The organism is Zhouia amylolytica, assembly GCF_900116365.1.
In the GTDB taxonomy this organism is placed as follows: Bacteria; Bacteroidota; Bacteroidia; order Flavobacteriales; family Flavobacteriaceae; genus Zhouia; species Zhouia amylolytica.
Window position 1 is genome coordinate 117264 of the sequence record NZ_FPAG01000004.1, and the last position, 23366, is coordinate 140629.

General features: G+C 37.7%; 27 protein-coding genes. 21 read left to right on the plus strand and 6 right to left on the minus strand.

Annotated elements, in window-relative coordinates; translation table 11 throughout:
• Positions 1-209: 209 nt before the first annotated feature.
• The 13 genes from BM361_RS07430 (at position 210) to BM361_RS16955 (ending at position 10868) form a co-directional block, all read left to right on the plus strand.
• A complete protein-coding gene (locus tag BM361_RS07430; protein ID WP_074978249.1) occupies positions 210-1781 on the plus strand; it encodes a protein adenylyltransferase SelO in 1572 nt (523 codons plus the stop codon).
• A 19-nt stretch (positions 1782-1800) separates the two neighbouring features.
• The gene (locus BM361_RS07435; RefSeq protein ID WP_074977968.1) at positions 1801-2277 is read left to right on the plus strand and encodes a peroxiredoxin family protein; all 477 of its coding nucleotides are present in this window, start codon (positions 1801-1803) and stop codon (positions 2275-2277) included.
• Positions 2258-2776 (plus strand): peptide-methionine (S)-S-oxide reductase, encoded by a 519-nt coding sequence (locus BM361_RS07440; RefSeq protein ID WP_074977969.1) that lies wholly within the window; start codon positions 2258-2260, stop codon positions 2774-2776. Before BM361_RS07435 ends, BM361_RS07440 begins: the two co-directional genes overlap by 20 nt.
• Positions 2777-2787: 11 nt before the next feature.
• Complete coding sequence (locus BM361_RS07445) at positions 2788-4014, plus strand: bifunctional alpha/beta hydrolase/OsmC family protein (protein ID WP_074977971.1); 1227 nt, start codon at positions 2788-2790, stop codon at positions 4012-4014.
• 466 nt (positions 4015-4480) lie between these two features.
• Positions 4481-5920, plus strand: a complete 1440-nt coding sequence (locus BM361_RS07450) for an amidohydrolase family protein (protein ID WP_139226645.1) — start codon at positions 4481-4483, stop codon at positions 5918-5920.
• A gap of 17 nt (positions 5921-5937) precedes the next feature.
• Complete coding sequence (locus BM361_RS07455) at positions 5938-6453, plus strand: DinB family protein (protein ID WP_074977973.1); 516 nt, start codon at positions 5938-5940, stop codon at positions 6451-6453.
• 45 nt (positions 6454-6498) lie between these two features.
• Positions 6499-7170 (plus strand): hypothetical protein, encoded by a 672-nt coding sequence (locus BM361_RS07460; protein WP_074977975.1) that lies wholly within the window; start codon positions 6499-6501, stop codon positions 7168-7170.
• Positions 7171-7329: 159 nt separating this feature from the next.
• Complete coding sequence (locus tag BM361_RS07465) at positions 7330-8286, plus strand: hypothetical protein (RefSeq protein ID WP_074977976.1); 957 nt, start codon at positions 7330-7332, stop codon at positions 8284-8286.
• Between the two features lie 12 nt (positions 8287-8298).
• Positions 8299-8646, plus strand: a complete 348-nt coding sequence (locus BM361_RS07470) for a VOC family protein (RefSeq protein WP_074977978.1) — start codon at positions 8299-8301, stop codon at positions 8644-8646.
• Between the two features lie 185 nt (positions 8647-8831).
• A complete protein-coding gene (locus tag BM361_RS07475) occupies positions 8832-9278 on the plus strand; it encodes a cupin domain-containing protein (RefSeq protein ID WP_074977979.1) in 447 nt (148 codons plus the stop codon).
• 76 nt (positions 9279-9354) lie between these two features.
• Positions 9355-9699: a HopJ type III effector protein gene (locus tag BM361_RS07480; RefSeq protein WP_074977981.1), complete on the plus strand. Its 345-nt coding sequence runs from the start codon at positions 9355-9357 to the stop codon at positions 9697-9699.
• A 446-nt stretch (positions 9700-10145) separates the two neighbouring features.
• Entirely contained in the window at positions 10146-10529 is a 384-nt protein-coding gene (locus BM361_RS07485; protein ID WP_074977982.1) for a hypothetical protein, read from the plus strand.
• A gap of 195 nt (positions 10530-10724) precedes the next feature.
• Positions 10725-10868: a hypothetical protein gene (locus BM361_RS16955; protein WP_175496552.1), complete on the plus strand. Its 144-nt coding sequence runs from the start codon at positions 10725-10727 to the stop codon at positions 10866-10868.
• A gap of 49 nt (positions 10869-10917) precedes the next feature.
• On the opposite strand, the gene BM361_RS07490 is transcribed toward BM361_RS16955, so the two are convergent.
• On the minus strand, positions 10918-11277 hold the full coding sequence (locus BM361_RS07490) for a winged helix-turn-helix transcriptional regulator (RefSeq protein ID WP_038267643.1): 360 nt from the start codon (positions 11275-11277) through the stop codon (positions 10918-10920).
• A 200-nt stretch (positions 11278-11477) separates the two neighbouring features.
• On the opposite strand from BM361_RS07490, the gene BM361_RS07495 reads away from it, so the two are divergent.
• The 6 genes from BM361_RS07495 to BM361_RS07520 all read left to right on the plus strand — a co-directional run bounded on the left by BM361_RS07495 (position 11478) and on the right by BM361_RS07520 (position 18443).
• Positions 11478-11858 carry a DoxX family protein gene (locus BM361_RS07495; RefSeq protein ID WP_074977984.1) on the plus strand — a complete coding sequence of 127 codons (381 nt, stop codon included), beginning with the start codon at positions 11478-11480 and terminating at the stop codon, positions 11856-11858.
• 86 nt (positions 11859-11944) lie between these two features.
• A complete protein-coding gene (locus BM361_RS07500) occupies positions 11945-12877 on the plus strand; it encodes a ClpXP adapter SpxH family protein (protein ID WP_074978253.1) in 933 nt (310 codons plus the stop codon).
• 800 nt (positions 12878-13677) lie between these two features.
• Positions 13678-14118 carry a hypothetical protein gene (locus BM361_RS07505; protein ID WP_038267637.1) on the plus strand — a complete coding sequence of 147 codons (441 nt, stop codon included), beginning with the start codon at positions 13678-13680 and terminating at the stop codon, positions 14116-14118.
• 72 nt (positions 14119-14190) lie between these two features.
• Positions 14191-15297 (plus strand): serine hydrolase domain-containing protein, encoded by a 1107-nt coding sequence (locus BM361_RS07510; RefSeq protein ID WP_074977985.1) that lies wholly within the window; start codon positions 14191-14193, stop codon positions 15295-15297.
• Positions 15298-15566: 269 nt separating this feature from the next.
• Entirely contained in the window at positions 15567-17261 is a 1695-nt protein-coding gene (locus BM361_RS07515) for an amidohydrolase (protein ID WP_217643765.1), read from the plus strand.
• A gap of 261 nt (positions 17262-17522) precedes the next feature.
• Complete coding sequence (locus tag BM361_RS07520; RefSeq protein WP_074977988.1) at positions 17523-18443, plus strand: homocysteine S-methyltransferase family protein; 921 nt, start codon at positions 17523-17525, stop codon at positions 18441-18443.
• A gap of 38 nt (positions 18444-18481) precedes the next feature.
• On the opposite strand, the gene BM361_RS07525 is transcribed toward BM361_RS07520, so the two are convergent.
• The 4 genes from BM361_RS07525 to BM361_RS07540 form a co-directional block, all read right to left on the minus strand.
• Positions 18482-18859, minus strand: coding sequence for a hypothetical protein (locus BM361_RS07525; RefSeq protein ID WP_038267630.1), 378 nt, complete (start codon positions 18857-18859; stop codon positions 18482-18484).
• 146 nt (positions 18860-19005) lie between these two features.
• Positions 19006-19785: an alpha/beta fold hydrolase gene (locus BM361_RS07530; RefSeq protein WP_175496553.1), complete on the minus strand. Its 780-nt coding sequence runs from the start codon at positions 19783-19785 to the stop codon at positions 19006-19008.
• An 88-nt stretch (positions 19786-19873) separates the two neighbouring features.
• Positions 19874-20632 (minus strand): UDP-2,3-diacylglucosamine diphosphatase, encoded by a 759-nt coding sequence (locus tag BM361_RS07535; protein WP_074977991.1) that lies wholly within the window; start codon positions 20630-20632, stop codon positions 19874-19876.
• A gap of 69 nt (positions 20633-20701) precedes the next feature.
• On the minus strand, positions 20702-21154 hold the full coding sequence (locus tag BM361_RS07540; protein WP_038267626.1) for a 6-pyruvoyl trahydropterin synthase family protein: 453 nt from the start codon (positions 21152-21154) through the stop codon (positions 20702-20704).
• A gap of 147 nt (positions 21155-21301) precedes the next feature.
• Between BM361_RS07540 and BM361_RS07545 the strand changes: the two genes are divergently transcribed.
• Positions 21302-21688 carry a hypothetical protein gene (locus BM361_RS07545; RefSeq protein ID WP_139226647.1) on the plus strand — a complete coding sequence of 129 codons (387 nt, stop codon included), beginning with the start codon at positions 21302-21304 and terminating at the stop codon, positions 21686-21688.
• A gap of 88 nt (positions 21689-21776) precedes the next feature.
• Positions 21777-22421 carry a 2OG-Fe(II) oxygenase gene (locus BM361_RS07550; protein ID WP_038267620.1) on the plus strand — a complete coding sequence of 215 codons (645 nt, stop codon included), beginning with the start codon at positions 21777-21779 and terminating at the stop codon, positions 22419-22421.
• Between the two features lie 2 nt (positions 22422-22423).
• On the opposite strand, the gene BM361_RS07555 is transcribed toward BM361_RS07550, so the two are convergent.
• Positions 22424-23092, minus strand: coding sequence for a hypothetical protein (locus BM361_RS07555; RefSeq protein ID WP_074977994.1), 669 nt, complete (start codon positions 23090-23092; stop codon positions 22424-22426).
• Positions 23093-23366: the final 274 nt, after the last annotated feature.

The window sequence follows — 23366 nt, forward strand, 5'->3', positions numbered from 1 at the left end:
TTTTGACAATGGTAAATTATAATGAAGTTAATAGGTAAATCGAAAGGTTTAGCCTATGTGTGATTTAATATACTTAAGAAAAGATTCAAAGGCTAAAATCCCATGGAAAAGAAAAGTATAGCATAACGATTGTGTTAATTAGGTATGAAATTAAGGTATTTGATTATCAGTGTTGTTAAATGGAGCTCAATAACAAAATCCATACATCAATGAACAAACTAAAATTAAACATAAAAGACACTTTTAATAAAGAATTACCGGCAGATCCTGTAACTGACAATACCAGACGCCAGGTAAAGGAGGCTTGTTTTTCTTTCGTAACTCCGCGGAAAACTTCTAAGCCTGAGCTGGTTCATGTGTCTGATGAAATGTTGTTGGAAATTGGATTAACTACCGATGATGCTAAATCAGAAACTTTTCTACAAGTATTTACCGGGAATGAGATATTGGAAAACACGCAGCCTTATGCCATGTGCTATGCCGGTCATCAGTTCGGTAATTGGGCCGGACAATTGGGCGATGGACGGGCAATTAATATTGCTGAGGTAGTACACAAAGGAAATCGCTGGGCTTTACAGCTAAAAGGGGCGGGAGAAACACCATATTCTCGAACCGCAGACGGATTGGCCGTATTGCGTTCGTCTATTCGTGAATACCTCTGTAGCGAGGCGATGTATTACCTGGGCGTACCCACTACAAGAGCATTGTCACTGGCACTTACCGGCGATAAGGTGCTTCGCGATGTAATGTATGATGGCCATCCTGAATATGAAAAAGGAGCGGTGGTCTGTAGAGTCGCTCCCAGCTTTTTACGATTTGGGAACTATGAAATATTTGCTGCAAGGCAAGATGATAAAAACTTAAAAGTTTTAACCGATTACACAATAAAGCATTTTTACCCGCACCTTGGGGAACCTTCTAAAGAAACTTATATTAAACTCTTCAATGAGGTAAGCCAAAGAACCCTCGAAATGATTGTGCACTGGCAACGTGTAGGTTTTGTGCATGGTGTCATGAACACGGATAATATGTCAATTCTCGGACTCACTATAGATTATGGCCCATACGGTTGGCTAGAAGGTTTTGAATACGGATGGACTCCCAATACTACTGATGCCGGTACCAAACGATACCGTTATGGCAACCAGCCCAATATAGGATTGTGGAACCTGTTCCAACTGGCAAATGCTTTATACCCTTTAGTGGGAGAAGCGAAACCTTTTGAGGATGTTTTGAATCAGTACAAATTAGATTTCGAAAAGAAATCACTCGAAATGATGCGCGCTAAACTCGGATTGGTAGCTGAAGAACCTTCAGATGTTACACTTACCGCGCAGCTGGAGGATAATTTGCAGCTTTCTGAAACCGATATGACTATCTTTTTTAGATTGCTGGCAGATTTTAATGTTGAACAACCACAAAATGGTTTAAGCGTGGTGCATAAAGCATTTTATAGCCCTGACGAATTAGATGACGAAAGAAAACAAAAATGGAATGATTGGTTCGTCGATTATGCTAAGCGATTAAAAAGGGAGGACACTAATAGTATGGAACGTAAGAAGCAAATGAATGCTGTTAACCCTAAATATGTATTGCGAAATTATATGGCGCAATTAGCAATCGATGCAGCTGATGAGGGAGATTATAATTTAATTGAAGAATTATATCGGTTGTTGAAAAAACCGTACGATGAACAGCCGAAGTACGATAAATGGTTCGCTAAAAGACCGGAATGGGCGCGTAATAAAATTGGGTGCTCCATGCTTTCTTGTAGTTCCTGATTTAATTATTAATATAAATATGGAGTTTAATTTAGTAGGTAAAACGATTCCCGAATGGCAGCTGCTTCCCATTTTTAATGAGAAAGTACCAACAGTAAAAGATTTTCGAGGAAAACCTTTATTGATCTTATTTTTTTATCTGGGGTGTCCTGGATGTAAGGGGCGAGCAATTCCTTATGCAAATAGAATAATTTACGAAGATTTGGGGGTCAATGTAATCGGAATTCATACCAGGTTCGCGGGGAAAGTTTATACTGATGAACAACTACAGGCAATAAAAGAGGAGTTTCATATGCGGTTCCCTTACTATCGGGATAAGCCTGAAGCAACTACCTTTAACACCTATTTTGCAGGAGGAACACCTCATTGGGTATTGGTAAATAGTGAAGGTACGGTAGTGCAGTCGATGTTTGGTTCCGATCCTAATAATGCGCTGTTGCGATTAGACCTGAAAATCAAAGAGTTGTTACAGAGCCATGAAACCAAAGAAGGATAAAATAGCTTTTAGTGGAGGTTGCTATTGGTGTTTGGAAGCCGTTTTTCAATCTTTGAGAGGAGTCGATTCCGTCGAACAAGGGTTTATAGCACCAGATGCAGAGCCTAATGAATTTTCGGAAGCAGTAATCGTACATTATAACCCTGCCCGGATCGCACTCAAAACTCTGATCGAAATTCACTTACATACCCATAAAAGTACGTTTAATCATAGCATGAGGAGTAAATACAGGTCAGCAGTTTATGTATTTTCAAACAGATATTTGCTTGAAGTAAATGAAATTTTAAAAGAGTTACAAATACAGTTTGATGAAAAATTGATCACAAAAGCGTATCTTTTTAATGCTTTTGAACCATCGGAAGCAATGTTTAAGAATTATTATTATACCAATCCCCATAAACCCTTTTGCCTGAACTATATCAACCCGAAACTTCAGTTGTTAATTCAGAAGTTCAAGGGGACTGTCAATTTAGAGCAATTAGATGCGAGTAATTTATAAATATAATTACCATGAAAAGCACGATACTTTCAATTACCAATAAAAAAGGGTATAATCTGCATGCCTCTCTGGAATTACCAGCCAATCAAAAACCGAACTATTATGCCGTTTTTGCTCATTGCTTTACCTGCAGCAGTAGTTTGATAGCCGTAAAAAACGTGAGCAGGGCTTTAACCAATCACGGATTTGGAGTGGTGCGTTTTGATTTTACAGGACTTGGGAGAAGTGAAGGTGAATTTGCAGAGAGCCATTTCTCTGCTAATGTTGAGGATTTGATCGCGGTTTACAATTTTATGTTGGAAAATTATGAGGCTCCCGTTCTTTTTGTAGGGCATTCTTTAGGCGGTGCGGCAGTTTTGGCAGCAGCCTCAAAATTACCTGAGGTAAAGGCAATTGCGACTATTTCAGCTCCCGCTGAAGTATCCCATGTAAAACATTTGTTTTCCCATCAATTGGAAGAGGCCGAGGCCAAAGGAGATGTAAAAGTGAATATAGGAGGCAGACCATTTGTAATTGATGATGAATTTGTAGAAGATTTTGATAAAACAGATTTGCCCGCTATTGTAAGGTCTTTGCGAAGACCATTGCTTATTATGCATGCGCCATTTGATACGATTGTCGGAATAGAAAACGCTCAAAAACTTTATAACAGTGCCATACACCCCAAAAGTTTTGTGAGTTTAGATGGAGCTGATCACCTGCTAAGTGATACCAAGGACAGCTTGTATGTTGGTGATATAATAGGCGCCTGGGTGCAACGTTATTTTGAACCTATGGAAAATAGGATGTTGGATACGGAGGGAGAACAATTGGTGGCTCATTTAAATTTGAAAGAAGATCATTTTACAACCAATATGCAAACCAAAGACCATGCAATGATCGCCGATGAACCCCTTAGTTTTGGAGGTGATAACTTCGGTCCTGGTCCTTACGACTATTTAAGCGCATCTTTGGCGGCTTGTAGCGCTATGACGGTAAAACTTTATGCCGAGCGCAAAAAATGGAATCTGGATGAAGTATTTGTTTATGTGACACATTCTAAAAAGCACACCGACGATTTAATGCTGGATGTAGAAAAGCCGGGACGAATCGACCATATGTCTAAAAAATTAAAGTTTGTTGGTGATCTGGATGAAGGTCAAAGAAATCGCCTCACCGAGATCGCTGCTAAATGTCCTGTGCATAAAACACTTCAGAGCGAAGTTGTTATAGTAACAAAAAGGATCAAAGAAGACTAACCCTTCTGTCATTCCGCACTTATTAAGTAACCCCCTGGAACAGGGCCGTAAACCAGACCATGCTGTCTAAATTGTCATTCCGTATTTATTACGGAATCCATTCAAAGACGCCTCCAAATCATCCCCCTGTCATTCCACACTTATTACGTAACCCCTTAGAACAGTGCCGTAAACCAGACCATGCTGTCTAAATTGTCATTCCGTATTTATTACGGAATCCACAGGCTATGGAACCGAAGCCTACTTCATGCCCCTAATGAATACTTTTCTTAACCACCTTGCGTTTATTAAGAAATTTCTCTTAATTTCGGAGGTATTTAATTCAGAAGTAAAGTTGTTTTAGTGAACTCAATTCTGGTAGAGAATAACAAAGGTTAATATAAGTCATTCATTTGCCAGGATTGTAAAGCTTTGAACCCTTTCGAATTAAGATGAGCCAATTTCATGAAACTATAAAAATACAGCGTTGAGATATTTTACATTGATTTTATTATTAGCAACGGTTTTAAGTTGTAAGCAGTCTGACAAAGTACAATTCATCAGTCTGAATTCACAGGCCAGGCTAACTTATAAACAATCAGAGCCAAGTCCTGATGTGCTTAAATATATCAAGTATCAAAACAATAGCATCGCATTAACAAATGCTACCTTCTATGATGGTAAAGGGAATCCCCCCAAAGAAAATCAAACTCTTATTGTAGAAAATGGCCATTTTGTTTCCATTGGAAAAACCTCGAAAATTGCAATTCCGGAAGAAGCAGTGGTCATAGATCTGAAAGGAAAAACTGTTATCCCGGGTATCGTAGGAGTCCATAATCACCTTCATATCCCTCGCTTTCCGTTCATTGGAGAACTTGCTTCAAAATTATATTTGGCATCGGGAGTAACAACGATTCAAACGTGTGGATCTGCAGCACCACAGCAAGAAATTGAGTTAGCAAAAAGAATTGAAGAGGGGAACTATATCGGACCGGATATTGTAACGAGTGGTCCTTATTTTACAGGAAAAGGAGGAAACCCAAACATGATAATCCCTGAGAGTGAAAGTCAAATACGGGATACCATTCAATATTGGGCTCAAAAAGGAGTTCGGTGGTTTAAGATATATCGAAATACAACTCCTGAAGATCTGGAGATTATTATCAATGAAGCTCATAAACAAAATGCAAAAGTAACAGGGCACCTATGTTCCATTACTTTTGAGGAAGCGGTTCACCTCGGGATCGATGGGATCGAACATGGGTTAAACAGTACAAGTGATTTTAGGAATAATAAAACTCATGGTGTTTGTAATGGTTCCAGGGAATATATGGATGAACTGAAAATAGAGAGTGATGAAGTAAAGAGCCTTCAGGAATTGATGATTAAAAATGATGTGTTTCTAACGTCGACACTGGCGATATATGAAGCAAGTATTCCGGAAAGAGCTTTTGCAGACCAACGTACCCTGGCTATGATGTCTCCTTATTTAGTCTCCCAATATCAAGAAAGAAGAAGAAATTATGATCTCAGAAAATCAATAGATAGTATAAGAGTAAAAAGACTAAAGCGTATCATGGAATTCGAACATCAGTTTTATAAACTTGGCGGCACCTTAACTGCGGGTGTTGATGCCGGGAGGCATGTGTTGCCTGGCTTTGGTGATCAAAGAAATTTCGAATTGCTGAAGGAAGCTGGTTTCAATAATCAGGAAGCTTTAAAAATTATGACCGGTAACGGAGCCAAGGTTCTTTCAAATTCAGCTATAGGAACTATTGATATTGGTAAAAAGGCCAATTTTGTCATTTTAAAAGGTCCCATTGAAAACTCCATTCGACATGTTGAATTAGTTTTTAAAAATGGCTTTGGCTACGACCCATTATCAATTTTAACGGAGTTAAAAGGTAAATTTATAGAGGAACAGTAATATAATTATGACATAATATGAATGAAGTGAATCAATTAAAACAGCGATATATCGATTACGCCAATTATAATATTTGGGCCAATAACAGATTAATCAGCGACCTTTCGCTCCTTAGGGATGAACTCATCAGTAAAGAAGTCACTGGCAGCTTTCCTGGAATTCGTGCTACCATTTTACATATTTGGGCAGCTGAAACTGGCTGGCTGTCGCGTCTGAAAGGAAACGGATGGAGCGAGGTTTCAAAAGTAAGAGACTTTTCAGGGAGTAATCAAAGCTTGTTTAAAGCTTGGCAAGAAACTTCCGAAGAATTTAAAAACTTTCTGGTATCTGCCGATTTGGAGGAAGAAGTTTCGTTTGAACAGGAAGAAGAGAAGTTTTCGATTCCGGCACGGGAAATTACACAGACAGTTTTTAATCATGGGAGTTATCATAGGGGGCAGGTAGTTATGATGATGCGACAGTTGGGGGTGTCGAAAATCACCCAAACAGATTATATCGAATGGTGTAGAGAAAAACAAAGAGGCAATGTCTAAGGACAAAATGTAATTAAGATCTATTACTTTTTATAAATCTTTTATATGACAGAACAACTTCCGGTATATATAAAGGTCCTGTTCGGTTTAACGGTACTAATTACCTTAGTATGGTTCTTTAAAGCTGTAAAATCAAAATCAGTTTTAATAGTTATAATCACCTGGACTCTCATTCAAACTGTATTGGGGTTAAATGGATTCTATCAGGATACAATCCATTTACCGCCAAGGATCTTACTTGTTGGTGTTTTTCCGCCACTGATATTGATAGCAATCACCATTTTTACCAGGAAAGGTAAATTGATAATGAATCAGATGGATCTTAAAATCCTTACAAACATTCACGTTATTCGAGTACCGGTCGAGATTGTTCTGGTTTTACTGTTTTCTTATGAATTGGTATCCGTCTATATGACCTACCATGGAACCAACTTTGATTTGTTTTCTGGACTTACTGCACCTATTATAGGCTTTATAGCATTCAAAAAAGAGAAGGTCAACAATAAACTTTTATTGATATGGAACATAGTATGCCTTCTGTTGTTATTGAATGTGGTTATAACGGCTGCTTTTGCCCTGCCTTCACCTTTTCAAAAAATTGCGCTTAATCAACCCAATGTTGCGCTGCTTTATTTTCCATTTAATCTGCTCCCTTCAGTAATTGTTCCGTTGGTGCTTTTTGCTCATTTAGTGGCGATTAAAAGAATCATAAAATAAAGTGGATTACTTGTAGAATTGATCATTATTTGTTGAGTGATTACTAAACCATTGACCTTAAAAAAGAACCGTTTGGAGAGTATTCTCCATTGATTAACGGATCGTTTGCTAACTTGAAGAGATTGTAAATTATTGAATTATAAAGTAAATTTTACGTTTATGAAGTTTTCACTTTCTCCCAAGAGTTTCTATTTTATTATAATATTAGTAATGATCTTTTCGGTTTCTTGTAAGCAGAAAGAAAAATCTAAAAATGAAGCAACCGCAGTGAAAGAGCTCGCTGAGGTGATAGAAGTAACCACCATAGGTATGGAATTTCAACTCGTCAATGAAATAGAGAGTGGTTGGACTACCTTCAAATACATCAACAAGTCTGAAGAACCTCATTTCTTTATTTTAGAGAAGATGCCGGATAGTATTAGAATTGACGATTATAAAAATGAGCTGTTTCCTCCTTTCATGGCAGCCTTTAAGCTATTTGATGAAGGGGATATGGAAGCCGGAATGAAGGAGTTTGAAAAAATTCCGCAATGGTTTTATAAGGTTGAACTTGGTGGTGGGGTAGGCCTGGTCTCTCCGCATACTGAAGCTATGTCAACCTTATATTTAGATCCGGGAGTTTATGTGATGGAGTGTTATGTTCGCATGCCTAATGGGCAAGCACATGCTTTTATGGGGATGGTCAAAGAGTTGGTAGTTACAGAAAATAATAACGGACAAAAAGAACCAATAGCAGATTATCAAATTTCCCTTTCAAGTGAAACAGGCGTTCAATTTGTAGATTCATTAAAGGCGGGAACCTACACTTTAGGGGTTACCTTTAATGATCAGAAGTTATATGAACATATGCTTGGTCATGATGTTAATTTGGTAAAGCTGGATAAAGGTGCAGAATTGGATACTTTAGGAGGCTGGCTTAATACTATGGATATTAAGGCATTTAGAACCCCGGCCCCAGAAGGGTATACATTTATGGGAGGTGTTGAGGATTTGAAGGCACAACGAACCGGGTATTTTACGACTTCCCTAACCGAGGGTGATTATGTGCTTATATCAGAAATTCCGAACACTCTGGAGCGAAATATGTTCAAACGGTTTACAGTTCATAAAAATTAAATATAAATAGCCATGGGTTTGAAGAACAACCATGTTAATTACATCGAGCTGAAAGCTCCTGACTTAAATAGTGTCAAGGAATTCTATTCAACTACTTTTGGATGGACCTTCACAGATTACGGACCGGGCTATACCGCCTTTTCCAACAGTGGACTTGATGGAGGTTTTGAGCAGAGTGATAATGAGATTTTAAATGGGGTGTTGGTAGTCTTGTATCATCAAGATCTGGAAGCGGTTAAAGATGCGATAGTCGATAATGGTGGTAAGATATCAAAAGAGATTTTTTCCTTTCCCGGAGGTAGAAGGTTTCACTTTTTAGATCCTGCAGGGAACGAGCTGGCTGTTTGGTCAGACCAATAAAAGAAAGAAGTACCTAGGCAATACATTAGACCTGCTAAAAAGTGAGTTTATAAGAGGGCCATCTTATCAATGAGATTCCCTTAAATTCACTATCTTAGATATGAAATCCCTCAAGCATTACCTGTGATAATTTAGCCTGTATAGAATGCGTTAAAAAATTGGAGATAACCAAAATTTGTTGCATTATGAAACTAACAACAATCACAGGGCTAGCGCTACTTGTTATAGGCATGGCAGCCTGCAATGACAAGACCAAATCACCCGATACAGAAAAAGAACCTATAGCAAAAGCCGAACCCATTACAGAGTTAAAAATTGAAAGCCTTTTAAGAGATTCCTTAGCGCTTCAACCCAACCTTGAAGTTATTGTAAGTTATGTAGAAGTTCCTCCTAATATGGCATTGGAAAAGCACTATCACCCTGGCGAAGAATTCGCATATTTAATAGAAGGTTCGGGCGAGTTCTGGTTAGACGGAGAGTCAATTGTAATTACCAAACCAGGAGAAGCCTCTAAAGTGCCGCTCAAGAGAATGCATAGTTTTAAAGCACTCGACAATGGTGCCAAATTCATTGTATTCAGAATACACGAAAAAGGGGCGCCGGAACGAATCATGGCCAATGAGGCAAACTAAGGGGTTATGTTTAGAAAGTTCACTCCATGTTATTACATTTGTGCTTCTCAATTAATAATGGATTAAATACAATAACATGGAGTTAAAAGCATTTATAGAACAATTATCAAATCATCCATCTGCTATAGAATTTGTCGATACCATGGCCGTAATAGATGCACATTATTCATTTACACCTACTGAATTTAAAAATGGCGATATCCTCAACGTGGCTAATCAAAACAATGGTTCCTGTAAAATATTTGCTTTTGCACAACTCAACCAATTATCAAAGGAAGCTACATTGTATTGCTTCGGAAAATTCTATACCGAAGAGGTATTGGAAGATCCTGAAGGAGATGGACACCAAAATATTCGTAATTTCATGAAATATGGCTGGGATGGTATCCAGTTTAAAGGGGAGGCCTTGATATCAAAATAAACCTAAAATTCAGGTTCTGCTTTTCGTTCCACTTTTCATCCCCATTGTCATTCCACATTTGTTACGGAATCCATCTGAGGAAGAATTGTAACCAGAAAGTGTCAGCCAATTGTTATTCCGCATTTATTGCGGAATCCACTAGAATAGGTGGCCAAAATCATGACCCCTGTCATTCCCTACTTGTTACGGAATCCATCATCATTCGAAGTCAAGAACTCCCTCCTTATTCACCCCGTGTCATTCCGCATTTGTTGCGGAATCCATTTACGGAAGAAGTTGAATTCTATGCTGTCCTTCGAGAAAGGAAGAATTATATTTTTATCGGTAATAATCACTCTTTCAGCCATTTAATATTTAATTCTTTCGTCCTGTAAGTGTTTGTTTGTAAATTAGTTACAAGGTTTTCCCATAGCAATTTTATTTATTAATCTTTAAAAACATTAGTTATGTTAAAAGCAATTGCATTGGGGAAGATCGGAGACGATGGAACAGTCTTAAAAGCCACCCCGGGAATTTCAATTTCAACCAGTATTAGTCCTGGTAATATTTTTAATGGGGGAGATATAGGTTACACAGTAACCCTACCACCAGGATTGGTGGATGATGATGATTATGTTGTTCAGCTCACTGCTGAAAATTATGGAGAAGACGGGCCTGATTATGTTATTACATCAATTGCCTCAAGAAATCAATCAGCAAACGGATTTGAAGTCATTATTTGGGCTGATAGAATACAAACTATGATGAATCCGGGATATTCAATAAAACCAGTTCGAAGTAATTGGCATTTTGTGATTTATGATATCAAAAACGGAGCTAAGAAAAGCTAATCGATTAGAGCTTAAAAAAGTAATGTAAATAGGCTCATCAGTCTTTGCTGATGAGCTGTTTTTTTTAGTTCTTTATTGAATTGCTTAACCCTGCCACCTCTATGTCATTACGTGCTTGTCACGGAATCCACTAGATTAGGTGGTCAAAATCATCACCCCTGTCATTCCGAATTCTTGTGCTGAACTTGCTTCAGTATGTTGCAGATTTTATTAAAATTGGAAATGAAAGCTTCTTATTGTCATTCCGCACCTGTTGCGGAATCCATGGCAGGAAGAATTGTAACCAGAAAGTGTCATCCATTTGTCATTCCGCATTTATTGCGGAATCCACATGAATAAAAGTCGATAACAGAACATTTAAGAACTTCGTGATGAAGGGATAAATGAATTAAGAAGCCGTCATAGAATCGCGATAAGCAGCTCCCCATTTTGCAAGCTCCTTAATAATGGGCTCTAGCGTTTTGCCATGCTTTGTTATGGCGTATTGTACCGTTACAGGCTTGGTGTTCATGACTGTTCGGGTAATAAGCTGATTCATCTCCAGATCTTGTAATTCTTTGGAGAGCATTTTGGTTCCTATACCTTCTATTTCCCTCATTAAATCCATAAATCCCAGTTTGTCCCCTTCTATTAGGGTTCCCAAAATATGGAATTTCCATTTCCCTGATAATACGCTCATGGCGTCATTAATTGCTTGAATTCTTACCTGACAGATTTCAGTACAATTTACTATCGGTTTCTTTTTCATGTATTTCCATTGATAAAATCGTAGCCAAAAGTACTAAATCATCAGGCAGTTTCCTAGAGGAACCTGGTTTCCAAAAGGAAACCCATAGCAATAATAAACAGGCAGTAATTTATGTTTGCAGCAGTATAATAAACAAAAAGCCTTGGGATGAAACCTCAGGGTGTTTAAAACAAGCACAGTTTGATTTTACAATAAAAATTATGAAAACATATAAAACGCTATTTTGGATAAGCACGGGTCTTTTTTCGGCCTTTATGTTGTTTAGTGCATTCAATTACCTTACTTCAGAAGAAATGAAAAATGCATTTGTTTTTATGGGGTTCCCGGAAGATTATTTTAGAATTCAACTGGCCATAGCGAAGATGTTAGGGGCTCTGGCTTTAATTCTTCCCTTTACCCCTAAGTCTTTTAAGATATTCGCCTATGTAGGTTTTGCTATTAACATTGTATCTGCTATTGTTGCACATATAGCGAAAGACTACCACGCTTATGGGTTTATAGTATTTTCACTGATACTTCTGATAGTTTCATATTATACCTACGAAAAAATCAACTTAAAAACGATACAAGCTGCTAGCTAAATATGAAAGGGAAAAGTGCTTTGGTTGTATTACTAATAGGCTTTTTAAGCTTTAGTGCTTGTGATGGACAGTCAAAAAAACATAGTATGAAAAACGAGACCAATAACAATCCGTTATTATGCGATCCACAGACAGGGGTGTGCGAAATGCCTGTTAACGATTCAGCTACGCAAAATTATAATACGCTGAGAGCTCCTGAAAAAACAGTTAAGATCATTTACTATACAGACCCAATTTGTTCTTCCTGTTGGGGTATTGAACCGCAGCTGCGTAAATTAAAACTGGAGTTTGGTAATGTGGTCGATATAGAATACAGGATGGGAGGATTATTACCGGACTGGAGCTATAATAGTGGTGGAATTAGTAAACCTGCCGATGTCGCAAGTCATTGGGATGAGGTAAGCTTGTACTACGATATGCCTATTGATGGTGATGTATGGCTAGAAGATCCTTTGCATTCTTCGTATCCACCATCCATTGCTTTTAAAGCTGCACAAATGCAAGACAATGAAAAAGCACTCCTGTTCCTTCGCGAGATCAGAGAGATGGTATTCTTACAAAAAAAGAACATTACCAAGTGGACGTATTTGGAGGAAGCAGCTAAAAGAGTAGCCTTAGATATAGTCCTGTTTAAAGCTGATTTTGAAGGGAAAGCCAACTTATTGTTTAAAGAAGATTTGAAACTGGGGAGAACTATGGGTGTTCGCGGATTCCCAACGATGTTCTTTAAAAACAGTGATGGAAAAACAGAAATGGTATATGGTTCCAGGCCATACGCTGCTTATGAAAACGCTATACTGAAGTTGCTGCCAAACGCTAAAAAGCAGATGTATGATAAAAGCCCGGAGGCTATATTTTTGGAATATCCTACCCTAACGGCTAAGGAGTTTTCAGAACTGACCGAAACTTCGAGAGAAGAAGCTCAAAAAACATTGGACGAAATGACAGCAGATGGAACTTTGGAAAAGTACACGACCAAAAACGGTGCTATTTGGAAACTAATAAATACCAGTAATTAATAAGATTCAAAAACCTAAGGGTTAGGTTTGGTTACACTTTTTCGGTGTAATTTAATCTTCTGACAGCGGCTGGAAAGTAGAATGCTTTTCGTCGCTGTTTTAGTTTAACAAGGCAAGGAAGCCATTTTACACAATTTTCCTGTAATTCCGCCCCAATTGTCATTCCGCACTTGTTGCGGAATCCACTCCCCACTGTCAATTCTCAGTCAATGTCATTCCGCACTTGTTGCGGAATCTAAAGGAATTGGAATTAGAATCAGAAGATGCCACCCCAGTTGTCATTCCCCACTTGTTGCGAAACCCACAGTAGGTGGAGTCAAAATCATAACCTAAACCGTTATTATGTTCCTTTCATCAAAATAGTGCTCGCAATTCGAATAACAATCAGAAATTATTAGTAACTTAAATACTCATAATCAAACACTTTCAAAACCATCTGGAGTATAAGTAAGCAAGGCAGAAAAGCCTGTGCTATTTAATGAATAATCGGACTTTTTAAATGCGTCCCCTCCTCTCCCTCAAACCTCGTTTTTGTTAACGAAGAGGCTAGTTATGCAATTCATAGGTCCATATTAAGTATATCTTCCCATTAAAAAGTTTGATGCCATATCGGTAGAAGTTAGTAGCTGTAGACTTATCCGTCTTTATAAGGGGATATAGTAATATTGGATTCCTATATTGCTTTTTAGTGTTAATTCCCCTATTTTCGAACTCAAAATTTGTAGGTATATTTTATATCTGAAAGTAATAATTAGCTTTCAAGCACAAATTGAATAGAACCCATTAAAACCAAACTTACCATGAGAAAAATAATCTTATTGTTTTTATTCTTTATTTCAGTTTCCGTTTCAACTGCGCAACAATCACCACAGGAAATAACTTTTAACTTTTTCGAAACATATAAGAATAAAGGAGCCTCCATGGCCCTGGATCAATTGTATAGTACCAACCCATGGATGTCAAGATCAACCGATGCTATTACCAATGTAAAAAGTCAGTTAGAAGGATTAAATGAAGATTATGTGGGGAAGTATCACGGATACGAAAAGCTTAATGAAAAATTATTGGGTACCAGTTATATGCTGTTAAGTTATATGGTGAAGTTTGATCGCCAACCCATTCGATTCATATTTCATTACTACAAGCCAAAAGATAAATGGGTGATTTACCTATTTAAATTTGATGCTGCTATCGACGATGAAATGAATGAGGCAGCAAAATTGTATTATGAAAACTTATAGGTGTAATCAAATCAAATTGCGTGCGAATTAATCGCTACCTATATAATGTTAATCCTATAAAAGGAACTTTCTATGAGAACATTAATTTTGACCATAGTTGTTGCTATATTTTTAATAGGGAAGGTATCCAAAGCCCAAATCAAAAATCAGAATTTTCTTGAGGAGCTCAGACAAGAAGTTCAAAAAGCCAAAATACCCGGATGTGCTGTTGTGGTTATTAAAAATAATGAGGTGGTGATATCCGAGTCTATAGGGCAGGCTGATGTGGCATTTTCAGTACCTGTTGACAAGCAGACTATTTTTTCAATAAATTCACTGGCGAAAATCTTTGCCGGAACCGCTATTATGCAATTGAAAGAAGCGGGTAAGATTAATTTGTCTGATCCGGTTTCTCGCTATTTGAACGATCTCCCGTTGTCCTGGCAAAAAATTACCGTAAGGCAACTTCTGAGTCATACTTCAGGATTACCGGATATTGAAGATGTTGAAAATGGCGGATTGATTGGAGGAAAAGGCGATGAATATGCATGGGATTTAGTACGGGAAAAACCGATTCGATCAAAGCCGGGAGAGCAGTTTAATTACATCGCTACCAACTACCTGTTAATTCAAAAATTGATTGAGAGATTCGGACAGATGGACTATGTAGAGTTTTTAAAAAAGAATCAATTCGATAAAATTGGTATTAGTGATCAGGTGGTATTCGGAAGTTCTTATGATGTAGTTAAAAATAAAAGCACTACGTATATGTATTATATAAAAGACAAGCGAACCAAGGAGTATGTTAAAGTGGATGAACTGAATGAAATATCAGAAGACCTCTCACCTATTGTTTGGGCCGATACAGGTGCTTTTGCTACTGCTGATGCCATCACCAGGTGGATATTAGCACTTGAAAAGGGTGAATTTATATCAGAAAAGAGTAGGAGTGAAATGTGGACACCAGTCCCTTTAAATAATGGTCAATATGGAGGTTTTGGAGAAGTCTTGAACGGATATGCCTATGGCTGGCCGGTAATCAGGAGAAGTAATCATCCGGCAATCGCACCCATAGGAGGTGGGCGTGCTTCTTTAATTGTGTATCCGGAAGATAAGCTAACCATTATTCTCCTTACAAATCTAACGGGAAGTTCTCCTCAAAAAATTATTGAAAAAGTAGCTCCCCACTTTTGGGAATAACAGACGTATATTATTTAACAATTGAAATCAACAAGATGAATACGTTCATTTTGTAAAAGGAATCCTCATGAGATCCTTGTATGTTAATTTAATATTGGTTTTAAGTTTTATGTATTAACTTAGTGTTTGTTTGTAATTAGTTGTTAGTCAGCATGATGAAAAGTAGTTTTGAATCCTGTTAAGAATTTTATCGTAGTTTGTTCTTTAATAAAATCAAATGCTTTATGAAAAGTAATTCGCTCTTCTGTTTATGGGTTATATTTTTAATAATGGCGTCGTGCAAAACCGAAGCCAAAAAGAGTGTTCTTGAAGATGGATTGTCAAGCGTAACCATATATTATAATGGAGATATTATAACAATGGAGGGGAATGAAGCTAATTATGTAGAGGCTGTGGTTCAAGATAATGGTAGAATACTTTTTACAGGTACTAAAAATGAAGCCATAAAGCAGTATCCAAAGGCGGTTGATTTTGATTTAAAGGGTAAAACCTTAATACCAGGATTGATTGAGCCACACTTACATCCATCGCTGGCAGCTATAATGCTTCAAAATGAAATTATTGCTCCTTATGATTGGAAGTTGCCATCCGGTATAAAGAAAGGCGTACAGGGTCAGAAGGCCTATCTGGAAAGAATTAATGAATCCATAAAGTCTAATGCACAGCCTGATAAACTGTATTTTATATGGGGGTTTCATCAACTTTGGCATGGTGAACTGTCAAGAGAAGTTTTGAATAATTTAGCTGGAGATCAGCCAGTAGGGATTATTCATAGATCATTTCACGAGATTTATTTAAACGACGCAGCCATAAGTATGTTGGGCATTAAAGAAAAAGACTTTAAAGGAAACCCACAAGTTGACTGGCAAAAGGGACATTTTTATGAAGGTGGATGGCTAGCACTAGTACCTAAAATGGCTCCTGTGCTGTTAGAGCCCGAAGGGTACCTGAAAGGGTTGAGTGTTATGAGTGAGCTATTACTTCAAAATGGTATAACAACTATTGCAGAACCAGGATTTCCTAGCTCTGATTTTGACATGGAAATGGAGTTGCTTATGAGAGAGATGGATAATAATCCTCCTTATGATGTATACTTAATACCTAATGGAACTCAGCTCTATACAATGAAAGGAGGAAACCAGGAGGCAATGACTTTTATGGAGACGCTAAGTACCAATGAGCATTACAATACGGAAAAAGTTCACTTATTACCTAAACAGGTTAAGTTATTTTCAGACGGGGCTATATACTCGCTACTTATGCAGATGAAGGAAGGTTATTTAGATGGTCATGACGGAGAGTGGATGACTCCACTCGAATTGTTTGAAGAACAGTTAACGATGTATTGGAATAATGGTTATAAGATTCATGTGCATGCAAATGGAGATTTGGGACAACAAATGGTAATTGATTTGGTGAAAAAGAAACAGGCTGATAATCCAAGAGAAAACCACCGTCTAACACTTCACCATATGGGTTATTTTGATGAAGATATGGTTAGGGAAATGGAAGAATTAGGAATGGAGGCTTCGGTGAATCCATATTACCTTTGGGCATTGGCAGATAAATATTCAGAATATGGATTAGGAAAAAAAAGGGCCGAAAATCTCGTAGCTCTCAAACTGCTTACAGATCGTGAAATTCCACTCTCTTTTCATTCAGACTTTTCAATGGCACCTGTAGAGCCTTTAACCCTTGCCTGGACAGCCGTAAATAGAGAGTCTTCTCAAGGGAGTAAATTTTCACAAGACCAAAAAATATCAGTTTTTAATGCTATGAAAGCTATAACAATAGATGCTGCTCGTACCTTGAATTTGGAGAACGAAATAGGATCAATACAAAAAGGTAAGATTGCCAATTTTACCATCCTGGATCAAAACCCTTTTGAAATTAACCCTAATGGTATAAAAGATATCAAAGTAAATGGGTTGGTCTTTAAGGGAAAATATGTATCAAGTAATTGATAAGATAAAGTTGATGCGTTCAAACCTGTCCATATTAATTAAGGAATCCATTGGAGCTCGCAGTCAAAATCACCCCATTGTAATTCCGCATTTATTGCGGAATCTTCTCTAAGGGTAGCCGAAATCATCTTCCTTGTCATTCCGCACTTGTTGCAGAATCCACTTTTAATTTTTTTGGTAAACCATTCAAAGTCTGACTGAAATGTACTTTACTATTACGTTCTATGTTACCTTTGTAACTCAAATAATGAAAAAGAAGCTATGTCTAAAGATCAAATAAAGTCGATCATTAATGATAATTCGCTGATTCTTATGCAAGGAGGAGTAGTGGAGACACTCCGACGCTCCGGTAAGGTGTGTTTTCATCCTGATCTGATCCACAGCCCCCTCATTTATGATGAACATGGATCTATTGAAATGAAGACTGTTTTTAAAAGTTATATTGATTTAGCCAATAAAACAGCTTCACCTTTTGTTGTTTGTACCCCTACCTGGAGAGCCAATAAGCAAAATGTATTTAAATCCGGGGTCAATGTAGAAATAAACCAGGATGCTGTAAAATTCATGCAATCACTTAAACAGGAGTACCCTTTGTTGGAGAATAAGTTGGTCATTGGAGGTACCATTGGGCCTAAGAATGATTGCTATCAGCCTGACCAGGGGTTATCAGCAGAAGAGGCAGAAGAATTCCACGAATGGCAAATCGAAGAATTAGTTAAAGGAGGGGCTCAATTTGTGATTGCAGAAACCATCCCTAATGTTACCGAAGCACTCGGAATAGCCAAAGCGTGTTCAAAGAAAAACATCAATTACATCATTAGTTTTGTTATTGCTCGAGATGGAAGGATTCTTGATCAAACCGATATCAATACTGCCATAAAATACATCGATAGTGAGGTTGAAAGACCTCCTTTGGGATATTTTATCAATTGTGCACATCCATCCTTCTTATGTGCCGATAAACAACCCAAAGAAGTTTTTGACAGACTGATCGGATTCATGGGGAATGCTTCTGATCTCGATCATTGTGATCTTAATAATGCAACCAAATTACATACAGACGCTATTTCCAATTGGGGTAAAGAAATGTTGACCTTAAATCATGTATATGGGGTCAAAATACTTGGTGGGTGTTGTGGTACGAATGCAGAACATATCAATTATATGAGAACGCACCAGTGAAGGCAATAGGTAGCAGGAATTACAAAATCTGAAAAAGTTTAATTACATGCCCTGACAAAGTCATAATCAATACTCCAGGCAATCGTATTATCCAATTTCAGCCGTCCTTCATTCAGGATTATGATTTTATATTCGTCAAGCCCTTTTTTACCCGACTTAAAATTAACCCTCATAACCAAATTGTCATCAGATAGTTTGTAGGTCCCACGGTTGGTATCATTCATGAATTGGATTTTAAAAGTCATATCATCATAGAACTCCCATATGTGAGTTCGGTTATTACACTCCCAAACTACATGCCAGGTGCCTAAGATTCCTTCTTCTATATTTACAGAGATTGGAGAGATGCCTTCATCATCTGATGAACAAGAAAAAAACAGGAACATTCCGCCTAGTGTATAGATAAACCATTTCATCAACTTCATTTTCTATGCTATAAATAAGTTACGAACTTATTCTGGTGTTAGCACACGAAAAACAACCTAGTGCACTAATAATCGTTTAAAAACATATATGGTTTAGGCCAAGATTTATGTCTGCTGTAGGGAGGTTATAATATTTCTTAATTCATCAATGTCAGGATATTTTCTATAACCAGTTTTTCTTTGGTCCACGGTGTAAAATGGTTTTCTCCTTTTAAGGTTTTCCCGGTAAAATATTCAGGATTGAAATGTGATTCGGCGAACTCCAGATTCTCAAAGGGGACTAACATATCTTGATCCCCTTGAAGCATTAAAACCGGTACTGAAACCAGTTGCCAGTCATTCACATGTTTAATTAAAGCTTCGGCATGAGAATATTTTTCATCTCCAGAGACATTCCAGGAAGTAGGAATGAGCCACCGGGTTATTTGCCATTGAGTAAAATTTCCCGCCCAATAGTATTTTTCCAAATCCGGATCTAAAGCCGGAGCAATAAGAAGCGTAGCTTTAATATTTTTGGAAAGTAATGGAGCATAAGCAGCGATGGTTCCTCCATAAGAGTGGCCAACCAATACCACATTTGTTAAATTGTATTGAGCGATAAGCTCTGCAACCACTTCGCTTTGGGTTGTTATTTCCGTAACAGCGTCACCAAATCCTGAGTATCCATACCCCGGACGATCGTAAGTAATAATATTGGCCTTCTGGTGAAGGCTGTCATTATTCAGGTAGCGATAGAAAGCATTACCTGAACCGGGAGATCCGTGTATAAAGATCACAGATTGATCTTTGTCAAAGCCTGTTGCAACGACCCTAATATCTCTGTCAGTAGCTTTCGACTTGAAATAGTCAATCTTAATGTCGGTGTGTAGTTCTTTAAAATAGGCTCTTGTTTCCCTGTCCGACGATCTGAAAGTCATAAATATATGCGGTAACACAAGGGCAATAAGTAGGAGAAAAAGAAAAATATATCTTTTACGTTTATAAAATGCTTTATTTGAGGCGCCCTTAGCCTTCATATATTTTTCGTTCCAGTTGTTTTCCGTCGAAAACGGCATAGGTGTAATGCGTAATCCAGTCCCCCAGATTAATATACTTCGCATGATCTCCCAGGTCTATCTCCATAGGAAGGTGCCGGTGACCAAATACATAATAATCTCGGTGTTTACTTTCCTGTTTAAGTTTGGCATACTGTACCAGCCACTCGTTGTCTTCGCCTAAAAAGGTAACGTCCTCATCACCCGATATCAGTTTGTTTTTAACTGACAAGTATTGGGCAAGTCGAACCCCGAGATCAGGGTGTAACCATCTGAAAAACCATTTGGCTACCGGATTTGTAAAAACCTTTTTCATGCGTTTATATCCTTTGTCACCCGGTCCTAAACCATCGCCATGGCCAATAAAAAAAGTAGTTCCGTTAAAGGTGAATTCCTGTGGTCGATGATACACCGGAATATTGAGCTCCTCTTCAAAATACCCATCCATCCACAGATCGTGATTCCCTACAAAGAAATATACCGGAATTCCAGAATCGGTAAGTTCTGCAAGCTTTCCCAAGGTGCGGGTAAAACCTTTTGGAACCACTGTTTTGTATTCAAACCAAAAGTCGAAAAGATCTCCCAATAAAAAAACAGCCGCAGCATCGTGCTTGATTTCATCGAGCCACTTTACAAATTTCTTTTCTCTTGGAAGACTTTGTGCCGGGGTTGGAGCGCCGAGGTGATTGTCGGAAGCAAAATATATTTTCTTTCCTTCAGGAATATTCATTCTGTTAAGTTCTTCTTGTAAATATAAAACAAAATTTGCGTTAGATAGATTTGTAGATGCAAACAGCCATTATAGGTTGTCGCTAGCATACCATTCGGCAAATGAAGTTTCTGTTTCTTGAAGTTTTAAGGAATGTAATTTGATATTTTCAGGGAGTCTTGCGCTGATCTTATGGGCAAAATCAATAACCATATTTTCACTGGTAGGCTGATAGTCTACTAAAATCACATTATGACCTCTGTCTTGAAGTTCTTTGGCAAGTTCAATATGAGGAGTGTTCTTATTAAAAACGGTGGCGTGATCGAAAATATCCACGATATCCTCCTTAACGATCTTCTTTAAATCACCAAAATCAATTACCATCCCCAGTTTTACATGAGACGTGTCAGTGATAGGAGAACCAATAACCGTAACAGCAAGTTTATAACTATGACCGTGAACGTTGCGACATTTACCGTCATAACCATAAAGTGCGTGACCGGTTTCAAAATCAAATTGTTTGGTGATGCGAATTTTAGACATACTAAATCTTATTTAAAATGCAAAGATACGGGTTTCGTGTTAGGGTTAAAGGAATCAAATTAATAATGTGAAAGTAGCTCGCGGATTGGTCCGCCAACCACGCAACCTAAATCATTAAAAAGCATCTATTAAATAAAAAGCAAACCTATGAAACTCTATAGAATAATGATCTTACTGCTCACTATGAGTACAATGATTGGTTGTGAGAATGATGATAGCGATGATATTATAAATGGAACCTATCAGGGAACCTTTACAGTAACAGATCCGGAAGGGCAAACTTTTACGGAAGATGTAACAGTAATATTCAGCGGGAATCAATATAGCTCTTCTTTGAGAGGGAGTGGGTCCTACATACAAAAATCGAAGACCATGATTTTTAGTGATAAGAATATATGGACAGCTGAATTCGATTGGGGATTAATCCTTAACGGGGTTTATGCGTATGAATTTGGAAAAAATAGTCTTCGGTTAACAAAGGGAAATGGGGAACAGTTTCCAACCTACCAATACGAACTTGTGAAATCGGAGTAGTACACCATTCATTTTTTAAATTTTCGAACGTGAAAATGAATGAAAGTAGCCGTATATTTGTACGCTTTTTTGAAATACTTATACCAAAGTGAACGAACTATATGAGCAGTTGGATTTCGTTGAAAATCCGCTGTTCGAGAAGGTGATTGCTGATATATCTGATCGGCATTATAGTGTAGTAGATAATTTCTTTTCTGCTGAAGAGGTCGTTTCCTTACGCAATTCGCTATTGCAAAAATATGAAGCCGATAGATTTAAAAAATCGGCAATAGGAAACCGAACAAATGAAATGATTGAAAAGGAAATTCGCGGCGATTTTATTCTTTGGATGAATGAAAATGAAACTAATGAAGCCGAAACTACTTTCTTTAATAAAATAAATAACCTGGTTAACTATTTGAACAGAACATGCTTTATGGGGATTCTCCATAAAGAATTTCACTATGCCTTATATCCCGAAGGGACCTTCTATCAAAGACATTTGGATACGTTTGAAAACGACGATCGCAGAGTGCTTTCGGTGGTGTGTTATTTAAATGATCAGGACTGGGATAACAATAACGGGGGTGAATTGGTGTTGTATTTGGATGAAAATGGAAGTGAAGTAGAAAAAAGGCTTTATCCACTTCCGGGACGTGTTGTGATTTTTGAAAGTCAGCGTATTGAGCATGAAGTTATGCGTGTTAATTCCTCCGAACGCCTAAGTGTCACTGGATGGTTGAAAACCCGCTAAGATTATTCTTCCGTGTTGAGTTTAATAAAGTCCAGGTAGTAGCTTCTGAGTAAAGATTGTACAAGTTTTTTGTCGGTGTTTTTGTAAAGGAGCTTGTTTTTTTCTGCCACAAAGTAAATGAATAAGCCGAGCTGACTGCTTGGAACTTCAAGGATGTCCAGAATATAAAGGGTATATCCATTCTCTAAAAATGAAGCAGTACCTTCTTTTTGTGAAGCGGCATGCTCTTTTTTAAGTTGTTTACGACGGCCTGAGATCATATTGATTAGCGGATCGGCGCCGAAAACCATTCCTTTTTGTAGAAAGTCATCGGCATATTCAGAGGCGCTTTTCTTCTGATAACTGGCAGCGTATAAACGCCGTTCAGTCGGTGTCATGGCTTTTTTACTATTCATAAAAGGATAGTTCCGGACAGTCTGATGGACTGTAACCGCTTCAAGATCGATGATATCATTGTCAATGTCGATTTGTATTTTACCTGCCGATACATCTCTTGAAGTAACTTCATAAACATATTCCTCAAAACTTGAAGATGCTAATAACAGCCGGTCTCCTGTTTTAGCTTTTATTGTAGTAAAATCATCAGTTATTACCCCTTCAGTTCTGGAATCGATATTAGCAATTTCAAATGCAGAAATAGCTTTACCGTTTTTGTAAACAAAAACAGTCATTAACGAATCTTGCGCTTGTAATTGAAAGCAGCTTAGCAAAAGGAATAGTAAAATACCTCCGCTGGAGATCTTCTTAAGAAGGGGATAGTTGGTGGTAATAACCGTTCGTTTTTTGATTAATGTTGGATGAAATAACGAATAAAATGCATTGGTTACAAGCAGATTAACGTTTCTGAAACACTATTTGTGAACATGTTAACTTAATTAAATCATAAAATCCTTCCATTGTCATTCCGCATTTATTACCGAATCCACCAGAATAGGTGGTCGAAAT

What these genes read in the sequence shown, in the direction of transcription:
- BM361_RS07470 (WP_074977978.1), top strand. Translation starts at nt 8,299, where the DNA reads ATGGGTTTGAAGAACAACCATGTTAATTACATCGAGCTGAAAGCTCCT.
- BM361_RS07525 (WP_038267630.1), bottom strand. Translation starts at nt 18,859, where the DNA reads ATGAAATGGTTTATCTATACACTAGGCGGAATGTTCCTGTTTTTTTCT.
- BM361_RS07475 (WP_074977979.1), top strand. Translation starts at nt 8,832, where the DNA reads ATGAAACTAACAACAATCACAGGGCTAGCGCTACTTGTTATAGGCATG.
- BM361_RS07500 (WP_074978253.1), top strand. Translation starts at nt 11,945, where the DNA reads ATGAAAAACGAGACCAATAACAATCCGTTATTATGCGATCCACAGACA.
- BM361_RS07440 (WP_074977969.1), top strand. Translation starts at nt 2,258, where the DNA reads ATGAAACCAAAGAAGGATAAAATAGCTTTTAGTGGAGGTTGCTATTGG.
- BM361_RS07460 (WP_074977975.1), top strand. Translation starts at nt 6,499, where the DNA reads ATGACAGAACAACTTCCGGTATATATAAAGGTCCTGTTCGGTTTAACG.
- BM361_RS07485 (WP_074977982.1), top strand. Translation starts at nt 10,146, where the DNA reads ATGTTAAAAGCAATTGCATTGGGGAAGATCGGAGACGATGGAACAGTC.
- BM361_RS07465 (WP_074977976.1), top strand. Translation starts at nt 7,330, where the DNA reads ATGAAGTTTTCACTTTCTCCCAAGAGTTTCTATTTTATTATAATATTA.
- BM361_RS07510 (WP_074977985.1), top strand. Translation starts at nt 14,191, where the DNA reads ATGAGAACATTAATTTTGACCATAGTTGTTGCTATATTTTTAATAGGG.
- BM361_RS07495 (WP_074977984.1), top strand. Translation starts at nt 11,478, where the DNA reads ATGAAAACATATAAAACGCTATTTTGGATAAGCACGGGTCTTTTTTCG.
- BM361_RS07520 (WP_074977988.1), top strand. Translation starts at nt 17,523, where the DNA reads ATGTCTAAAGATCAAATAAAGTCGATCATTAATGATAATTCGCTGATT.
- BM361_RS07530 (WP_175496553.1), bottom strand. Translation starts at nt 19,785, where the DNA reads ATGACTTTCAGATCGTCGGACAGGGAAACAAGAGCCTATTTTAAAGAA.
- BM361_RS07555 (WP_074977994.1), bottom strand. Translation starts at nt 23,092, where the DNA reads ATGACTGTTTTTGTTTACAAAAACGGTAAAGCTATTTCTGCATTTGAA.
- BM361_RS07435 (WP_074977968.1), top strand. Translation starts at nt 1,801, where the DNA reads ATGGAGTTTAATTTAGTAGGTAAAACGATTCCCGAATGGCAGCTGCTT.
- BM361_RS16955 (WP_175496552.1), top strand. Translation starts at nt 10,725, where the DNA reads ATGTTGCAGATTTTATTAAAATTGGAAATGAAAGCTTCTTATTGTCAT.
- BM361_RS07540 (WP_038267626.1), bottom strand. Translation starts at nt 21,154, where the DNA reads ATGTCTAAAATTCGCATCACCAAACAATTTGATTTTGAAACCGGTCAC.
- BM361_RS07430 (WP_074978249.1), top strand. Translation starts at nt 210, where the DNA reads ATGAACAAACTAAAATTAAACATAAAAGACACTTTTAATAAAGAATTA.
- BM361_RS07545 (WP_139226647.1), top strand. Translation starts at nt 21,302, where the DNA reads ATGAAACTCTATAGAATAATGATCTTACTGCTCACTATGAGTACAATG.
- BM361_RS07505 (WP_038267637.1), top strand. Translation starts at nt 13,678, where the DNA reads ATGAGAAAAATAATCTTATTGTTTTTATTCTTTATTTCAGTTTCCGTT.
- BM361_RS07515 (WP_217643765.1), top strand. Translation starts at nt 15,567, where the DNA reads ATGGCGTCGTGCAAAACCGAAGCCAAAAAGAGTGTTCTTGAAGATGGA.
- BM361_RS07445 (WP_074977971.1), top strand. Translation starts at nt 2,788, where the DNA reads ATGAAAAGCACGATACTTTCAATTACCAATAAAAAAGGGTATAATCTG.
- BM361_RS07455 (WP_074977973.1), top strand. Translation starts at nt 5,938, where the DNA reads ATGAATGAAGTGAATCAATTAAAACAGCGATATATCGATTACGCCAAT.
- BM361_RS07480 (WP_074977981.1), top strand. Translation starts at nt 9,355, where the DNA reads ATGGAGTTAAAAGCATTTATAGAACAATTATCAAATCATCCATCTGCT.
- BM361_RS07535 (WP_074977991.1), bottom strand. Translation starts at nt 20,632, where the DNA reads ATGAATATTCCTGAAGGAAAGAAAATATATTTTGCTTCCGACAATCAC.
- BM361_RS07490 (WP_038267643.1), bottom strand. Translation starts at nt 11,277, where the DNA reads ATGAAAAAGAAACCGATAGTAAATTGTACTGAAATCTGTCAGGTAAGA.